Origin of the sequence: Herbaspirillum sp. B65 (assembly GCF_000333555.1) — a bacterium.
Lineage (GTDB): Bacteria > Pseudomonadota > Gammaproteobacteria > Burkholderiales > Burkholderiaceae_D > Herbaspirillum > Herbaspirillum rubrisubalbicans.
Map to the genome: position 1 here is coordinate 1 of NZ_BADI01000130.1, position 14,104 is coordinate 14,104.

Here is a 14,104-nt window from a genome sequence, read left to right on the forward strand (position 1 = left end):
CGGGCTCGCGGGTGGCGCGCTCGATGTGTGCCCAGGCACGCCACAGGCCATCCAGTGCGATGCCGTCGGCCGGCGGGTTGAAGGCTGGCGCCATGAAGGTTTCCAGGCAGTGCGCGATGGCATCCATGCCGGTAGCGGCCGTCATCAGCGGCGGCAGGCCCAGGGTCAGTTCGGGGTCGCAGATGGCCAGCCTGGGCACCAGGTACGGCGAGATGATGCCGACCTTGCGGCCATCGTCGAGGATCAGGATGGCGCCCCGGCCGACTTCGCTGCCGGTACCGGCAGTGGTCGGGATGGCGATCACCGGGGCGGTCTTGGCCGTGATGTTGGCCAGGCCGCCTTCGATGAGCGCAAAGGACTTCAGCGGGCCTTCGTGGGTGCCGCAGACGGCCACGCCCTTGGCCAGATCGATGGAGGAACCACCGCCGACGGCCACGATGCCATCGCAGCCATGCTCACGGAACAGCGCCACAGCAGTGCGCACCGCGCCTTCGTTGGGATTGGGCGGGGTCTGGTCATAGACCACGGCACCAGCACCATCCTTCAACTGGCCCAGGACCTTGTCCAGCAGGCCGGCATTGCGGATGCCCATGTCGGTCACCAGCAGCGGCTTCTTGATGCCGAGGCGGTCACATTCCTGCTGCAGCAGCGCCAACGCGCCGTAGTCGAACTGGACCTGGGTGATGTAGTTGATAAGTGCCATTACATAGCCTTGATTTATAGATGTCGCCATCGGGGCCGCTGTCTGCGGGCTGGGTCGGCAACCTGCCAGGAGCAGCTCTTCCCTCTCGGGCCCGGCTTTGGAAAGCCAGACTCTAAGCCATCGCAAGGCCCTTGGCTAATGAGAGCTGTTGATATGGGTATAACCAGGGCTCATACTGGAGCCCGCTTCCAAGGATACCCCATGCACACCACCCTACCCTCGCTGGCCTCCATCACTTCCCGCCTGCACCTGCGCCAACTGCGCCTGCTGATCGCCCTGGCCGACCACGGCTCGCTGCTCAAGGCCGCCGAGCAGGTGGCGCTGACCCAGCCCGGCGCCAGCAAGGCTCTGCAGGAAATCGAAAGCACCCTGGGCGCACAATTGTTCACCCGCACCAATCGCGGCCTGGAAGCCACCGAGCTGGGCCATTGCGTGATCCGCTATGCGCGGCTGATCCAGACCGACCTGACGCACCTGCGTGAAGAAATGTTATCCATCATGCAAGGCCACGGCGGCCGACTGGCGGTGGGCACCATCATGGGCGCGGTGCCGCTGCTGACCGATGCGCTCACGCAATTACTGGAAGCACATCCGACGCTTTCCGTGGAAATCGTCGAGGACACCAGTGCGCGGCTGCTGCGCCTGCTGGACCAGGGTCGGCTGGACCTGGCGATCTGCCGCACCAGCATCAGCCAGCGCCCGGACCTGTATGACGCCTTCAACATCCACGAGGAAGAGCTGGCCGTGGTGGCCAGCGTGCAGCATCCGCTGGCAGCAGCGCCCAGCCTGCAACTGGCGGACCTGGCGGACTCGCGCTGGGTGGTCTACTCGGCCAACATGCCCATGCGGCTGACGCTGGAGCGCGAATTCCACGATGCAGACCTGCGCTTCCCGCTGCACCTGATGGAAACCACTTCGGCCTTCACCACCTTGTCGCTGCTGCAGAAGAATCCGCACTTCGTGGCGCTGCTGTCGGTGGACGTGGCGCAGTTCTGCACGCGCTTTGGCATGACGCGCATCCTGCCGCTGAAGTTGCATACGCGCAGCGAGCCCTACCAGCTAGTGACGCGGCGCGGGACCTTGCTCTCGCCAGTTGCCCGGCTGTTCCTGGACGGTTTTGCACGGACGGTGGCACCAGAAGTCTGAAGGCAAACAAAAAGCGCTCCCGCAGGAGCGCTTTCTGATCGATTCCGACACAACGATTACTTGTTCGGCTGCGGCGTAATGCGCAGGTAAGGACGCGGTGCCTTGTAGCCCTTCGGATACTTCTGCTTGATGACTTCCTCATCCTTGACCGTCAGCGGGATGATGACGTCGTCGCCATCCTTCCAGTTGCCCGGCGTGGCCACGGTGTAACCGTCGGTCAGTTGCAGGGCATCGATGACGCGCAGCACTTCGTCGAAGTTGCGGCCGGTGCTCATCGGGTAGGTGATGATGAGGCGCACCTTCTTCTTCGGATCGATGACGAACAGCGAACGCACGGTGGCGGTTTCGGACTGGTTGGGGTGGATCATGTCGTACAGACCCGCCACCTTCTTGTCCACGTCAGCCACGATGGGGAAGCCGACCACGGTCTGCTGGGTTTCCTCGATGTCCTTGATCCACTGGTTGTGGGCCTCGGCGCCATCCACCGACAGCGCGATGGCCTTGACGTTGCGCTTGTCGAATTCGGGCTTCAACTTGGCAGTCAGGCCCAGCTCGGTGGTGCAGACCGGCGTGAAGTCGGCCGGGTGCGAGAACAGTACGACCCAGGAGTCGCCCGCCCAGTCGTGGAATTTGATCTTGCCGATCGAGGATTCTTGCTCGAAATCCGGTGCGGTATCGCCCAGGCGCAACGTCATGGTGGTCTCCTTGGTGGACAGAGTGAAAACGGGAAGGCTGACTATAACGCGAGGCCAGCCTCAGGCCAACGACTATAAAGTGGTTTTCAAATAACGCGATGCAATGTGGAACTACAGATTTTGCAGCGTAGAAATGAATCTGTCGGCATCCTGGTAACCGATCACGCGGCGCGACGTCAGTTCCCGGCCGTCGCCATCGAAGAACATGATGCCGGGCGGACCGAAGAGCTTGAAGCGCTTCAACATGGCGCGGTCGTCAGCATTGTTGGCGGTCACGTCGATCTGCAGCAGCAGCATCTGGCCAAAACGTTCCTTCACGCGTGGGTCGCTAAAGGTGAAGCGTTCCATTTCCTTGCAGGACACGCACCAGTCGGCATAGAAATCCAGCATGACCGGGCGGCGCTCACCGGCAGCATTCTGCTGTAGCGCTGCATCCAGCTCGGCGCTGGAGCGGATGCGCACGAAGTCGGTAGCCCCCGTCGCGACCGCCTGTCCGCGCAGATGCGACAGCGGTGTTAGCGGATCACGTCCGCCCGTGGCGACACTGACCAGTTGCAACAAGCCCAGCGTGACCACAGCCAGTCCGAGCGCCCGCGACATCCATCCGGCCGGGCGCGTCCACAGCAGGAAGGCGCCATAGCCGATGCCCAGGGCCGCCCAGCCCGCCACCTGCAGCCAGGCGGGGATAACCGGCGAGACCATCCACAGCGCCGTGCCCAGCATCAACACGCCAAAGAAGCGCTTGACCGCATCCATCCAGGCCCCGGCACGCGGCAGCAGCGCGCCGGCGGAAGCACCGATCAGCAGCAGCGGCACGCTCATGCCGGCCGCCATGGCAAACAGGGCGCTGCCGCCCAGCAACACATCGCCGGTCTGACTGATGTAGAGCAAGGCGCCGGCCAGCGGGGCGGCCACGCAGGGGCCGACGATGAGGGCCGAGATCGCGCCCATCACGAATACCCCCAACCACTTGCCGCTGCCGCCGCCGGAGGCGGTGGATAACCTGGATTGCAATGAGGCGGGTACTTGCAGGGTGTAGAGATCGAACATCGACAAGGCCAGCCCAGCCATCAACAGGGCAAACGCGCCCAGCACCCAGGGATTCTGCAGATAGGCCGACAATCCCTCGCCGAGCATTCCGGCCACGACGCCCAGCGCGGTGTAGATCAGGATCATGCCGAGTGAATAATCGAGCGAGAGCAGGAAGCTACGGCCACGTCCGCCTCCCGTCGCCGGCTGCTGGCCAACGATGATGGACGACAGGATCGGCAGCATCGGCAGCACGCAGGGCGTAAACGCCAAGCCGATACCCAGCACGAAGAACAGCGACAAGATCCGCCATAGCTTGCCGCCCTTGAGCACCGCTGCGATGCCGTCGATGTCACTACCGCCGGCGCTCTGGCTAGCACCGTCGGCACCGGCCGGGCTCACACTCTGGTCGATGGCCTGGGCCGACATCGCCAGCTTCAAGGTCATCGGTGGATAACACAAGCCCTTGTCGGCGCAGCCTTGCGACACCGCCAAAACGACGAAATCCTTCACTTCCCCGCTGACCGGAATACGCACGGTCACCGACTGGTGGTAGGTTTCGACTTCCTTCTGGAAGTTTTCGTCATACTTGCGTTTACCCGCCGGAAACTGGGGTTGCCCCAGCGTGGCCCCTTCGGCGCTGAAGTGGAAACGATCCCGGTACATGTAGTAGCCATCGGCGATGCGATAGCTCAGCTCCAGGGTCTGGGCATCGACCATGCGGCCGCTGAGCTGGAAGGCTTGTTCCGGCGGCAGGTAATCGTCTGCGGCCTGGGCGGCCTTGGCCACCAGCAGCCCGAGTAGCGCCAGGAGCGCCAGCACGATCAGCAGGGGAAATCTTGTCAGGCGCTCGCGCCGGTTGATGCGGTTCAACGGTAGTCCTCGTTCTAAGGGGGCGGTCTGCGCTTACACGCGCAGGGGCCGGGCGGTCTCATCTTGCATCCACGCCAGATAAGCAGGCAACCCTGCCGTGATGGGCAGCGCAATGATTTCCGGCACGTCATAGGGATGGAGTTGGACAATCGCCTGCTCCAGTTCCTGATAGCGCGCCTGGGTGGTCTTGATCAGCAAGGGGAGCTCGGTATCGTGCTGGACCTTGCCCTGCCAGCGATAGACCGACCTGGCCGGCGCCAGGATATTGACGCAGGCGGCCAGGCCTTGTTCCACCAGGGCATCGGCAATGCGTTCGGCCACTGCCTGGTCGGGCACATTGGCCAGCACCAGCAGCGGCTGATTCAACAGGGAAGCGGACATGGATAGGTCTCCTTGCAGAAGCCGTATTCAACCACATCCAGAGGCCAGGCGTGACGGTGCCAATCAGCCAGATGAAAGAAAATACCGGCGCGCCAAACAAAAAAGCCAGGCAGAGCCTGGCTTTTTGTCGATGATGCAGCGTCCGGTGAATTATTCAGCGGTCGGCGCGTCAGCAGCGTCGGTGACTTCCGGACGATCGACCAGCTCGACGAAGGCCATCGGTGCGTTGTCGCCTTGACGGAAGCCCATCTTCAGGATGCGCAGGTAGCCGCCGTTACGGGCAGCGTAGCGCGGGCCCAGTTCGGAGAACAGCTTGCCGACGATTTCGCGGTCGCGCAGGCGGTTGAAGGCCAGACGCTTGTTGGCCAGGGTGTCGGTCTTGCCCAGGGTCAGGATCGGCTCGACGACGCGGCGCAGTTCCTTGGCCTTCGGCAGGGTGGTCTTGATGGCTTCATGACGCAGCAGCGAGACAGTCATGTTGCGCAGCATGGCCAGACGGTGGGACGAAGTACGATTCAGTTTGCGGAGACCGTGACGGTGACGCATGGTAATTTCCTTTCAGGTTACAGTTTTGATCCAGTTCTTCTATCGGCAGGCCAGCGTTGCTGTCCGGACCGCGGACCGGTAAATGACGGATAAGAGTTTTTTGCTACGGGTATGACGATAACTTCAGGTACTGCTTGGTGTCGGCCTGGGGGCGGGGACTTTCATCGACGCCCGCCAGGCGACATGAATTACTTTTCCAGACCGGCCGGCGGCCAGTTTTCCAGCTTCATGCCCAGGGTCAGGCCACGCGAAGCCAGGACTTCCTTGATTTCGTTCAGCGACTTGCGACCCAGGTTCGGGGTCTTCAGCAGTTCGTTTTCGCTGCGCTGGATCAGGTCGCCGATGTAGTAGATGTTCTCGGCCTTGAGGCAGTTTGCCGAACGCACGGTCAGTTCCAGATCGTCGACCGGACGCAGCAGGATAGGATCGACCTGCGGTGCGCGCGACGGTGCTTCTGCCGTCGCTTCGGTGCCTTCCAGGGCGGCGAACACATTCAGTTGATCAACCAGCACGCGAGCCGATTGGCGGATCGCTTCTTCCGGGGTGATGACGCCGTTGGTCTCGATGTTCATGACCAGCTTGTCCAGGTCGGTACGCTGTTCCACGCGAGCGGATTCGACCGCGTAGGACACGCGACGCACCGGCGAGAACGAGGCATCCAAAATGATGCGGCCGATGGTCTTGTTGGTGTCTTCGGACAGGCGACGAACGTTACCCGGCACGTAGCCACGGCCCTTTTCGACCTTGATCTGCATGTCCAGCTTGCCGCCACCGGTCAGGTTGGCGATGACGTGATCCGGGTTGATCAGTTCGACGTCGTGCGGCAGATCGATATCGGAAGCCAGGACGGCGCCTTCGCCTTCCTTCTTCAGGGTCAGGGTGACTTCGTCACGGTTGTGCAGCTTGAAGACCACACCCTTAAGGTTCAGCAGGATGTCCACGACGTCTTCCTGCACGCCGTCCAGGGACGAGTATTCGTGCACCACACCAGCGATGGTCACTTCGGTGGGAGCGTAACCGCTCATGGTCGACAGCAGCACGCGACGCAGCGCGTTGCCCAGGGTGTGACCGTAACCACGTTCGAACGGCTCCATCACGACCTTTGCGTGACCGGGGGCCAGGGTTTCCACTTCGATGATGCGGGGCTTCAACAAACTGTTTTGCATGAATTGTCCTTTTCAATACCCTCGGCTCGTTACACCGATAAGGCTGATGGCAGTTCGGAAAAATGCCCACCATGAGGTGGGCACAGGGGTACGGCGGTACGACGAATTAACGCGAGTACAGTTCGACGATCAGCGATTCGTTGACGTCGGCAGCGATTTCGCTACGGTCCGGAGCGGACTTAAAGGTGCCTTCCAGCTTCTTCGAATCCACGGAAACCCACTGCGGGAAACCGTTCGATTCGGCCAGCGACAGGGCTTCGGCGATACGCACTTGCTTCTTGGCCTTTTCGCGGACGGCAACCACGTCGCCAGCCTTGACCGAGTAGGAAGCGATATTGACGACTTGACCGTTCACGGTCAGGGCCTTGTGGGACACCAGCTGACGCGCTTCAGCGCGGGTCGAGCCGAAGCCCATGCGGTAGACGACGTTGTCCAGACGGGATTCCAGCAGCTTCAGCAGGGTTTCGCCGGTGTTGCCCTTGCGGCGGTCGGCTTCAGCGAAGTAGCGGCGGAACTGGCGCTCGAGGACGCCGTACATGCGCTTGACCTTCTGCTTTTCGCGCAGCTGGTTGCCGTAGTCGGAGGTGCGGGCGCCCGAGGTGCGGCCGTGCTGACCCGGCTTGGAATCCAGCTTGCACTTGGAATCCAGCGAGCGGCGTGCGCTCTTCAGGAACAGGTCGGTGCCTTCGCGGCGGGAGAGTTTTGCTTTCGGTCCGATATAACGTGCCACGGTATTTCCTTTATCAATGACGTCCCATGTTGCCGGACGCTAGTCTGACCTGTATGCGGCCAGACAGTGGTCTTAAGAACAAAACCCGCCAAGGTGATTGGCGGGTGATTTGCCTGCGCTTTTGCCTGACGAACAGGCGAAAGCGCAAGATTATACTACAACTTAGATGCGACGGCGCTTCGGCGGACGGCAGCCGTTGTGCGGGACCGGGGTCACGTCCTGGATCTGGGTGATCTTGATGCCCAGGTTGTTCAGAGCGCGCACTGCGGATTCACGGCCCGGGCCGGGGCCCTTGATACGCACTTCCAGGTTCTTGATGCCGCATTCGATGGCAACCTTGCCGGCGCTTTCAGCGGCGACCTGGGCTGCGAACGGAGTCGACTTGCGCGAACCCTTGAAGCCAGCGCCACCCGAAGTTGCCCACGACAGAGCGTTGCCCTGACGGTCGGTGATCGTGATGATGGTGTTGTTGAACGAAGCGTGAACGTGCGCGATGCCTTCAGCAACGTTCTTCTTGACTTTCTTACGAACACGCGATGCTGCTGCGTTGTTGGGGGACTTTGCCATAATTTCTTCCTTGAATCCGACCAGTGCTTGCGCCTGCCGGGATTATTTCTTCAGCGATTGAGCGGCCTTGCGCGGACCCTTGCGAGTACGGGCGTTGGTGCGGGTGCGTTGACCACGGACCGGCAGACCACGACGGTGACGCAGGCCGCGGTAGCAACCCAGGTCCATCAAACGCTTGATGTTCATGGACAACTCACGGCGCAGATCGCCTTCCACGACGAACTTGGCGATTTCGTCACGCAGCTTTTCCAGCTCGTTATCGTCCAGGTCCTTGACCTTCTTGTTGGTCGGAACGCCGGTAGCAGCGCAGATGTCTTGTGCGCGGGGACGGCCAATACCGTAGATGGCGGTCAGGCCGATCACGGTGTGCTGATGGTTGGGGATGTTAACCCCTGCAATACGTGCCATTCGTTATTCCTCGATCAATAACGTTAAGTTAACCCTGGCGCTGCTTATGACGGGGTTCGGTGCAGATCACACGAACGACGCCATTGCGCTTGATGATTTTGCAGTTGCGGCAGATCCGCTTGACTGATGCGAGCACTTTCATTGTGGCCCTCTTTCTTTCAATGTTTCACTGTTACTTGGTTCGGAACACGATACGTGCCCGGCTCAAATCGTAAGGCGTCAGTTCCACCGTTACCTTATCGCCAGGCAGGATGCGGATGTAATTCATGCGCATCTTGCCGGAAATATGGCCGAGTACAACGTGACCGTTTTCCAACTTAACCCTGAATGTCGCGTTGGGGAGATTTTCAAGAATCTCGCCCTGCATCTGAATAACGTCGTCTTTTGCCATTCCGTGTCTTCTTCCTCTGGAGCATGAGCCCGCTTATCGCGGTGTCATGCCACCCTTGAAATTAGCTTTGCGGAGCAACGATTCATACTGCTGCGACATCACATAGTTCTGCACTTGGGCCATGAAATCCATCGTCACGACCACAATGATCAGCAGCGATGTGCCACCGAAGTAGAACGGCACCTTCCAGCGTGCGATCAGGAACTCTGGCAGCAGGCACACCAAGGTGATGTACACGGCACCGGCCAGGGTCAGGCGCATCAGGATCTTGTCGATATAACGCGCGGTCTGGTCACCCGGACGGATACCCGGAACAAATGCACCACTCTTCTTCAGGTTGTCTGCCGTTTCCTTGCTGTTGAACACCAGTGCGGTGTAGAAGAAGCAGAAGAAGACGATAGCTACCGCATACAGCAACGCATGGATCGGTTCGCCTGGTGCCATCGATGCCGCCAGATCCTTCAGGAAACGAATGAAGGGATTCGACGTGTCACCCGAGGTGAACCAGCTGGTGATCGTGGCCGGGAACAGGATGATCGACGATGCAAAGATCGGCGGAATCACGCCAGCCATGTTCAGCTTCAGCGGCAGGTGGCTGCTTTGACCACCGTAAATCTTGTTGCCGACCTGACGCTTCGCATAGTTCACCAGGATCTTGCGCTGGCCACGTTCGATGAACACCACCAGGAACGTCACCAGACCCACGATCGCACAGATCAGGATTGCCGACAGGGCGTTCATCGAACCGGTACGGACCAGCTCGAACAAGCCACCCAGAGCATTCGGCAGACCTGCCGCAATACCGGCGAAGATGATGATCGAGATGCCATTGCCCAGGCCACGTTCAGTGATCTGTTCACCCAGCCACATCAGGAACATCGTACCGGTAATCAGCGTCACCACCGTGGTCAGACGGAAGGCCAGACCCGGATCCAGCACCAGGCCGGCTTGCGATTCCAGCGCCACCGCAATGCCCAGCGCCTGGAAGGTCGCCAGCACCAGGGTGCCGTAACGGGTGTACTGCGTGATCTTGCGACGACCGGCTTCACCCTCTTTCTTCAATGCTTCCAGCTGCGGCGAAACCACCGACAGCAGCTGCATGATGATCGATGCCGAGATATACGGCATGATCCCCAGTGCGAAGATCGTAAAGCGCGACAGGGCACCACCGGAGAACATGTTGAACATGCCCAGAATGCCGCCCTGATTCTGCTTGAACAGCTGCGCCAACTGCGTCGGATCAATACCCGGAACCGGGATATGTGCACCGATGCGATAAACGATCAACGCCCCCAGCAGGAACCACAAACGACCCCAGGGGAATCCTTTTGCGGCGCCTTTTGCTAATTGAGGAGTAGTTGCCAATTAATGCTCCGGGACCGGATCACTCAGCGATGGAACCACCGGCAGCTTCGATAGCGGCCTTGGCACCAGCGGTTGCGATCAGACCCTTGACGGTTACCTTCTTGGTCAGTTCGCCAGCCTTGATGATACGCACGACACGAGCCAGTTCCGACACGAGGCCGGCTTGCTTCAATGCCAGCACGTCGATCTCGGCGACGGGCAGCTTTTCCAGGTCGGACAGGCGCACTTCAGCCTTGTAGGGCGTTGCCAGCGACTTGAAACCGCGCTTGGGCAGACGACGTTGCAGGGGCATCTGGCCGCCTTCGAAGCCGACCTTGTGGAAACCGCCCGAACGCGACTTCTGACCCTTGTGGCCACGGCCGGCCGTCTTGCCCAGGCCAGAGCCGATACCACGACCGACGCGACGCTTAGCGTGCTTTGCGCCTTCTGCGGGTTGGATAGTGTTTAATTGCATGATTCGCTCCGTTCGCAAGCCGCGGCTTACGACACAACTTTCACAAGATAGGACACTTTGTTGATCATGCCGCGCACCGACGGGGTGTCTTCCAGTTCGGACACCGAGTTGACGCGACGCAGACCCAGACCGCGCACGGTAGCGCGGTGGTCCTGACGAGTACCGATCAGACCCTTGACCAGCTTGACTTTGATTGTGTTAGCCATCTCGATCACCTTAGCCCAGGATTTCTTCGACCGACTTGCCGCGCTTGGCAGCAATTTCAGCCGGAGTGTTCATCTTCGACAGACCGTCCAGGGTGGCACGGACCATGTTGTAGGGGTTGGTCGAACCGGTCGACTTGGCCACCACGTTGGTCACGCCCATCACCTCGAAGATCGCGCGCATCGGACCACCGGCGATGACGCCAGTACCGTCCTTGGCCGGCGAGATCATCACCGACGAAGCGCCGTGCTTGCCGATGACGGTGTGTTGCACGGTACCGTTCTTCAGGGTCACCTTGATCAGCTTGCGACGGGCTTCTTCCATCGCCTTCTGCACGGCCACGGGCACTTCCTTGGACTTGCCCTTGCCCATGCCGATGCGGCCATCGCCGTCACCGACCACTGCCAGCGCTGCGAAACCCATGATGCGGCCGCCCTTCACCACCTTGGTGACGCGGTTGACCGCGATCATTTTTTCGCGCATGCCGTCATCAGGCTTGTCGCTTTGCGTTTTCGATTGCATTTTTGCCATGATCGATAATCCTTAGAACTTCAGGCCGGCTTCACGCGCAGCCTCAGCCAGCGCCTTGACGCGACCGTGATAACGGAAACCGGAGCGGTCGAATGCGACTTCAGTCACACCGGCCTTCAGAGCCTTCTCCGCCACGCGCTTGCCGATCAGGGCAGCAGCGGCAGCATTGCCGCCCTTGCCGGTCTGACCTGCCAGCTGGGCGCGGACTTCGGCTTCCAGGGTGGAAGCGGAAGCCAGCACGTTGGCGTCGGGGCCGATGACGCTGGCGTAGATGTGCGTGTTGGTACGGTGCACAGCCAGACGATTCACCTTCAGTTCTGCGATCTTGGCGCGAGTCTGAGTCGCACGGCGCAGGCGAGATTGTTTCTTGTCCATCGTCAACCCCTATTACTTCTTCTTGGTTTCTTTGAGCGTCACCACTTCGTCAGCGTAGCGCACACCCTTGCCCTTATAGGGTTCGGGTTCGCGGTACGCGCGAATTTCAGCGGCGACCTGGCCAACCACCTGGCGATCGATACCCTTGATCAGGATTTCGGTCTGGGTCGGGGTCTCAACCTTGATGCCGGCGGGCATCTGGTGAACGATGGGGTGCGAGAAGCCCAGCGACAGGTTCAGCTTGTCGCCTTGTGCTTGAGCACGGAAACCCACGCCGACCAGGTTGAGCTTCTTTTCGAAGCCCTTGGTGACGCCGTTGACCATGTTGTTGACCAGAGCACGCAGGGTGCCCGACATCGCGTTGGCTTCGCGGCTGTCATCAGCCACTTCGAAGCTCAGCGAGCCATTGTTGTTGACCACCTTGACCTTCTTGGTCAGCGGTTGGGTCAAGGAGCCCAGCGGGCCCTTGACGGTGATTTGCTCTGCAGTGATGGTCGCTTCCGCGCCATTCGGCAGTGCAACAGGCATTTTACCTACACGAGACATCTTGCACTCCTTAGGCCACGTAGCAAATCACTTCGCCACCGACACCGGTTGCGCGTGCTTTGCGATCAGTCATCACGCCGCGCGGGGTGGACACGATTGCCACACCCAGGCCGTTCATGACGTTGGGGATATCGTCCTTGCCCTTGTAGATGCGCAGACCCGGACGGGACACGCGCTCCAGGCGCTCGATGACCGGACGGCCAGCGTAATACTTCAAACCGATTTTCAATTCAGCCTTGCCATCAGCGGCAACCACGGCGAAATCTTCGATATAACCCTCGTCCTTGAGGACGTTGGCAATGGCGACCTTCACTTTGGAAGACGGCATGACGACGGTAGTCTTGTTCACGCCTTGCGCATTGCGGATACGGGTCAGCATATCGGCGATAGGATCGCTCATACTCATTGCTTCTTCTCCTATTACCAGCTAGCTTTGGTCAAACCCGGGATTTCGCCGCGCATGGCGATTTCACGGACCTTGATACGGCCCAATCCGAACTTGCGGAAAGTACCACGGGGACGGCCAGTCAGCGCGCAACGGTTGCGCTGGCGGGTCGGAGCGGAGTTACGCGGCAGGGCCTGCAGCTTCAGGCGGGCTTCGTAACGCTCTTCATCCGACTTGGATTGGTCGTCGATAATAGCCTTCAACTCGGCGCGCTTGGCAGCATACTTCTTCACCATTTCTGCGCGCTTCTGTTCACGGTTAATCAGTGCCAGTTTTGCCATGGCATCCTCAGTTTCTGAACGGGAATTTAAATGCGGCGAGAAGCGCCTTCGCTTCGTCGTCGGTCTTTGCAGTCGTGGTGATGCTGATGTTCATGCCACGCAGTGCATCGATCTTGTCGTACTCAATTTCGGGGAAGATGATCTGCTCTTTCACACCGATGTTGTAGTTGCCACGACCATCGAACGCACGACCGGACACGCCACGGAAGTCACGCACGCGCGGCAGGGCCACGGTGATCAGACGATCCAGGAATTCGTACATGCGGGCGCCACGCAGGGTCACCATGCAACCGATCGGGTAGCCTTCGCGGATCTTGAAACCTGCGATAGCCTTGCGAGCCTTGGTCACCACCGGCTTCTGGCCAGCGATCTTGGTCAGATCGCCAACGGCGTGCTCGATGATCTTCTTGTCCGCAACTGCTTCGGACAGACCCATGTTCAGGGTGATCTTCAGGATGCGCGGAACTTCCATCACCGACTTGTACGAATACTTCGTGGTCAAATCGGCGACGACCTTATCTTTATAAAACTGTTGAAGACGTGCCATGATGTTTAAACCTTAACGACTTCGCCGTTGGACTTGTAAGCGCGGACCTTCTTGCCGTCCACTTCCTTGTAAGCCACACGATCTGCCTTGCCGGTCGCAGCGTTGAACAACGCGACGTTCGACACATGAATTGGCATCAGCTTATCGACGATGCCGCCAGTTGCACCCGTCATCGGGTTCGGACGGGTCGCCTTCTTTGCGACGTTCACGCCTTCCACGACGACATAATCGGTCCCGACGCGAGCAGTCACGACACCGCGCTTGCCCTTGTCTTTGCCGGTCAACACGATGACTTCATCGTTTTTACGAATCTTTGCCATGACCACTCCTTACAGAACTTCAGGCGCCAGGGAGACGATCTTCATGAAGCGCTCTGTACGCAGCTCACGAGTCACCGGCCCAAAGATACGGGTGCCGATGGGCTCCAGCTTGGCGTTCAGCAGGACGGCAGCATTACCATCGAACTTGACCAGCGAACCATCCTGACGACGCACGCCCTTGGCGGTACGAACGACGACAGCGTTATAAATTTCACCCTTCTTGACGCGACCACGCGGTGCTGCGCTCTTGACAGTAACCTTGATCACATCGCCAATGCCCGCATAGCGGCGCTTGGAACCACCCAAGACCTTGATGCACAGAACTTCGCGCGCACCAGTGTTGTCGGCCACTTCGAGCCGGCTTTCAGTTTGAATCATGATATTTCTTTCCCAACTAATCC

The 14,104-nt window shown here is 59.8% G+C and carries 23 protein-coding genes; 1 reads left to right on the top strand and 22 read right to left on the bottom strand.

From position 1 onward, the window contains the following. On the bottom strand, nucleotides 1-703 hold a 703-nt coding region (locus tag I5W_RS03380), incomplete at its 3' end, for an iron-containing alcohol dehydrogenase (RefSeq protein WP_044528187.1). A 201-nt stretch (nucleotides 704-904) separates the two neighbouring features. Here I5W_RS03380 and I5W_RS03385 point away from each other — a divergent pair. After that, the gene (locus I5W_RS03385) at nucleotides 905-1,849 is read left to right on the top strand and encodes a LysR family transcriptional regulator (RefSeq protein ID WP_044528188.1); all 945 of its coding nucleotides are present in this window, start codon (nucleotides 905-907) and stop codon (nucleotides 1,847-1,849) included. A gap of 56 nt (nucleotides 1,850-1,905) precedes the next feature. Here the strand turns inward: I5W_RS03385 and I5W_RS03390 are convergent, their stop codons facing one another. The 21 genes from I5W_RS03390 to rplN all read right to left on the bottom strand — a co-directional run bounded on the left by I5W_RS03390 (nucleotide 1,906) and on the right by rplN (nucleotide 14,081). Then, complete coding sequence (locus I5W_RS03390; RefSeq protein ID WP_044528189.1) at nucleotides 1,906-2,544, bottom strand: peroxiredoxin; 639 nt, start codon at nucleotides 2,542-2,544, stop codon at nucleotides 1,906-1,908. Nucleotides 2,545-2,655: 111 nt separating this feature from the next. Continuing rightward, nucleotides 2,656-4,446 carry a protein-disulfide reductase DsbD gene (gene dsbD / locus I5W_RS03395; RefSeq protein WP_044528190.1) on the bottom strand — a complete coding sequence of 597 codons (1,791 nt, stop codon included), beginning with the start codon at nucleotides 4,444-4,446 and terminating at the stop codon, nucleotides 2,656-2,658. Nucleotides 4,447-4,479: 33 nt separating this feature from the next. Then, nucleotides 4,480-4,827 carry a divalent-cation tolerance protein CutA gene (gene cutA, locus I5W_RS03400; RefSeq protein ID WP_044528191.1) on the bottom strand — a complete coding sequence of 116 codons (348 nt, stop codon included), beginning with the start codon at nucleotides 4,825-4,827 and terminating at the stop codon, nucleotides 4,480-4,482. A 150-nt stretch (nucleotides 4,828-4,977) separates the two neighbouring features. Further along, nucleotides 4,978-5,373, bottom strand: a complete 396-nt coding sequence (gene rplQ, locus I5W_RS03405) for a 50S ribosomal protein L17 (RefSeq protein WP_008334167.1) — start codon at nucleotides 5,371-5,373, stop codon at nucleotides 4,978-4,980. A gap of 188 nt (nucleotides 5,374-5,561) precedes the next feature. Further along, nucleotides 5,562-6,539 (bottom strand): DNA-directed RNA polymerase subunit alpha, encoded by a 978-nt coding sequence (locus I5W_RS03410; RefSeq protein WP_006464909.1) that lies wholly within the window; start codon nucleotides 6,537-6,539, stop codon nucleotides 5,562-5,564. A gap of 106 nt (nucleotides 6,540-6,645) precedes the next feature. Continuing rightward, nucleotides 6,646-7,269 carry a 30S ribosomal protein S4 gene (gene rpsD / locus I5W_RS03415; RefSeq protein WP_017453027.1) on the bottom strand — a complete coding sequence of 208 codons (624 nt, stop codon included), beginning with the start codon at nucleotides 7,267-7,269 and terminating at the stop codon, nucleotides 6,646-6,648. A 162-nt stretch (nucleotides 7,270-7,431) separates the two neighbouring features. Next, on the bottom strand, nucleotides 7,432-7,836 hold the full coding sequence (rpsK, locus tag I5W_RS03420; protein ID WP_006464911.1) for a 30S ribosomal protein S11: 405 nt from the start codon (nucleotides 7,834-7,836) through the stop codon (nucleotides 7,432-7,434). Between the two features lie 42 nt (nucleotides 7,837-7,878). Next, complete coding sequence (rpsM, locus tag I5W_RS03425) at nucleotides 7,879-8,244, bottom strand: 30S ribosomal protein S13 (RefSeq protein WP_006464912.1); 366 nt, start codon at nucleotides 8,242-8,244, stop codon at nucleotides 7,879-7,881. Nucleotides 8,245-8,272: 28 nt separating this feature from the next. Beyond that, entirely contained in the window at nucleotides 8,273-8,386 is a 114-nt protein-coding gene (gene rpmJ, locus I5W_RS03430; protein ID WP_006464913.1) for a 50S ribosomal protein L36, read from the bottom strand. A gap of 30 nt (nucleotides 8,387-8,416) precedes the next feature. Beyond that, nucleotides 8,417-8,635: a translation initiation factor IF-1 gene (gene infA / locus I5W_RS03435; protein ID WP_005663428.1), complete on the bottom strand. Its 219-nt coding sequence runs from the start codon at nucleotides 8,633-8,635 to the stop codon at nucleotides 8,417-8,419. A 33-nt stretch (nucleotides 8,636-8,668) separates the two neighbouring features. Continuing rightward, nucleotides 8,669-10,000 carry a preprotein translocase subunit SecY gene (secY, locus tag I5W_RS03440; protein WP_017453026.1) on the bottom strand — a complete coding sequence of 444 codons (1,332 nt, stop codon included), beginning with the start codon at nucleotides 9,998-10,000 and terminating at the stop codon, nucleotides 8,669-8,671. A 19-nt stretch (nucleotides 10,001-10,019) separates the two neighbouring features. Further along, a complete protein-coding gene (rplO, locus tag I5W_RS03445; RefSeq protein WP_006464915.1) occupies nucleotides 10,020-10,454 on the bottom strand; it encodes a 50S ribosomal protein L15 in 435 nt (144 codons plus the stop codon). Nucleotides 10,455-10,480: 26 nt separating this feature from the next. Next, nucleotides 10,481-10,660, bottom strand: a complete 180-nt coding sequence (gene rpmD / locus I5W_RS03450) for a 50S ribosomal protein L30 (RefSeq protein ID WP_006464916.1) — start codon at nucleotides 10,658-10,660, stop codon at nucleotides 10,481-10,483. Nucleotides 10,661-10,670: 10 nt separating this feature from the next. Beyond that, on the bottom strand, nucleotides 10,671-11,189 hold the full coding sequence (gene rpsE, locus I5W_RS03455; protein ID WP_006464917.1) for a 30S ribosomal protein S5: 519 nt from the start codon (nucleotides 11,187-11,189) through the stop codon (nucleotides 10,671-10,673). Between the two features lie 12 nt (nucleotides 11,190-11,201). Further along, the gene (gene rplR, locus I5W_RS03460; protein WP_008334143.1) at nucleotides 11,202-11,564 is read right to left on the bottom strand and encodes a 50S ribosomal protein L18; all 363 of its coding nucleotides are present in this window, start codon (nucleotides 11,562-11,564) and stop codon (nucleotides 11,202-11,204) included. A 12-nt stretch (nucleotides 11,565-11,576) separates the two neighbouring features. Next, entirely contained in the window at nucleotides 11,577-12,110 is a 534-nt protein-coding gene (gene rplF, locus I5W_RS03465) for a 50S ribosomal protein L6 (protein WP_008334141.1), read from the bottom strand. A 10-nt stretch (nucleotides 12,111-12,120) separates the two neighbouring features. Next, nucleotides 12,121-12,516, bottom strand: coding sequence for a 30S ribosomal protein S8 (rpsH, locus tag I5W_RS03470; protein WP_006464920.1), 396 nt, complete (start codon nucleotides 12,514-12,516; stop codon nucleotides 12,121-12,123). 14 nt (nucleotides 12,517-12,530) lie between these two features. Then, a complete protein-coding gene (gene rpsN, locus I5W_RS03475) occupies nucleotides 12,531-12,836 on the bottom strand; it encodes a 30S ribosomal protein S14 (protein ID WP_006464921.1) in 306 nt (101 codons plus the stop codon). A 7-nt stretch (nucleotides 12,837-12,843) separates the two neighbouring features. After that, a complete protein-coding gene (gene rplE / locus I5W_RS03480; protein WP_006464922.1) occupies nucleotides 12,844-13,383 on the bottom strand; it encodes a 50S ribosomal protein L5 in 540 nt (179 codons plus the stop codon). Nucleotides 13,384-13,388: 5 nt separating this feature from the next. Next, complete coding sequence (gene rplX / locus I5W_RS03485; RefSeq protein WP_013232187.1) at nucleotides 13,389-13,703, bottom strand: 50S ribosomal protein L24; 315 nt, start codon at nucleotides 13,701-13,703, stop codon at nucleotides 13,389-13,391. 9 nt (nucleotides 13,704-13,712) lie between these two features. Further along, entirely contained in the window at nucleotides 13,713-14,081 is a 369-nt protein-coding gene (gene rplN / locus I5W_RS03490; RefSeq protein ID WP_006464924.1) for a 50S ribosomal protein L14, read from the bottom strand. Between the last annotated feature and the right edge of the window lie 23 nt (nucleotides 14,082-14,104).

Coding starts and splice junctions, on each gene's coding strand:
- I5W_RS03385 (WP_044528188.1), top strand. CDS start 905: ATGCACACCACCCTACCCTCGCTGGCCTCCATCACTTCCCGCCTGCAC.
- I5W_RS03390 (WP_044528189.1), bottom strand. CDS start 2,544: ATGACGTTGCGCCTGGGCGATACCGCACCGGATTTCGAGCAAGAATCC.
- cutA (WP_044528191.1), bottom strand. CDS start 4,827: ATGTCCGCTTCCCTGTTGAATCAGCCGCTGCTGGTGCTGGCCAATGTG.
- rplQ (WP_008334167.1), bottom strand. CDS start 5,373: ATGCGTCACCGTCACGGTCTCCGCAAACTGAATCGTACTTCGTCCCAC.
- I5W_RS03410 (WP_006464909.1), bottom strand. CDS start 6,539: ATGCAAAACAGTTTGTTGAAGCCCCGCATCATCGAAGTGGAAACCCTG.
- rpsK (WP_006464911.1), bottom strand. CDS start 7,836: ATGGCAAAGTCCCCCAACAACGCAGCAGCATCGCGTGTTCGTAAGAAA.
- rpsM (WP_006464912.1), bottom strand. CDS start 8,244: ATGGCACGTATTGCAGGGGTTAACATCCCCAACCATCAGCACACCGTG.
- rpmJ (WP_006464913.1), bottom strand. CDS start 8,386: ATGAAAGTGCTCGCATCAGTCAAGCGGATCTGCCGCAACTGCAAAATC.
- infA (WP_005663428.1), bottom strand. CDS start 8,635: ATGGCAAAAGACGACGTTATTCAGATGCAGGGCGAGATTCTTGAAAAT.
- rplO (WP_006464915.1), bottom strand. CDS start 10,454: ATGCAATTAAACACTATCCAACCCGCAGAAGGCGCAAAGCACGCTAAG.
- rpmD (WP_006464916.1), bottom strand. CDS start 10,660: ATGGCTAACACAATCAAAGTCAAGCTGGTCAAGGGTCTGATCGGTACT.
- rpsE (WP_006464917.1), bottom strand. CDS start 11,189: ATGGCAAAAATGCAATCGAAAACGCAAAGCGACAAGCCTGATGACGGC.
- rplR (WP_008334143.1), bottom strand. CDS start 11,564: ATGGACAAGAAACAATCTCGCCTGCGCCGTGCGACTCAGACTCGCGCC.
- rplF (WP_008334141.1), bottom strand. CDS start 12,110: ATGTCTCGTGTAGGTAAAATGCCTGTTGCACTGCCGAATGGCGCGGAA.
- rpsH (WP_006464920.1), bottom strand. CDS start 12,516: ATGAGTATGAGCGATCCTATCGCCGATATGCTGACCCGTATCCGCAAT.
- rpsN (WP_006464921.1), bottom strand. CDS start 12,836: ATGGCAAAACTGGCACTGATTAACCGTGAACAGAAGCGCGCAGAAATG.
- rplE (WP_006464922.1), bottom strand. CDS start 13,383: ATGGCACGTCTTCAACAGTTTTATAAAGATAAGGTCGTCGCCGATTTG.
- rplX (WP_013232187.1), bottom strand. CDS start 13,703: ATGGCAAAGATTCGTAAAAACGATGAAGTCATCGTGTTGACCGGCAAA.
- rplN (WP_006464924.1), bottom strand. CDS start 14,081: ATGATTCAAACTGAAAGCCGGCTCGAAGTGGCCGACAACACTGGTGCG.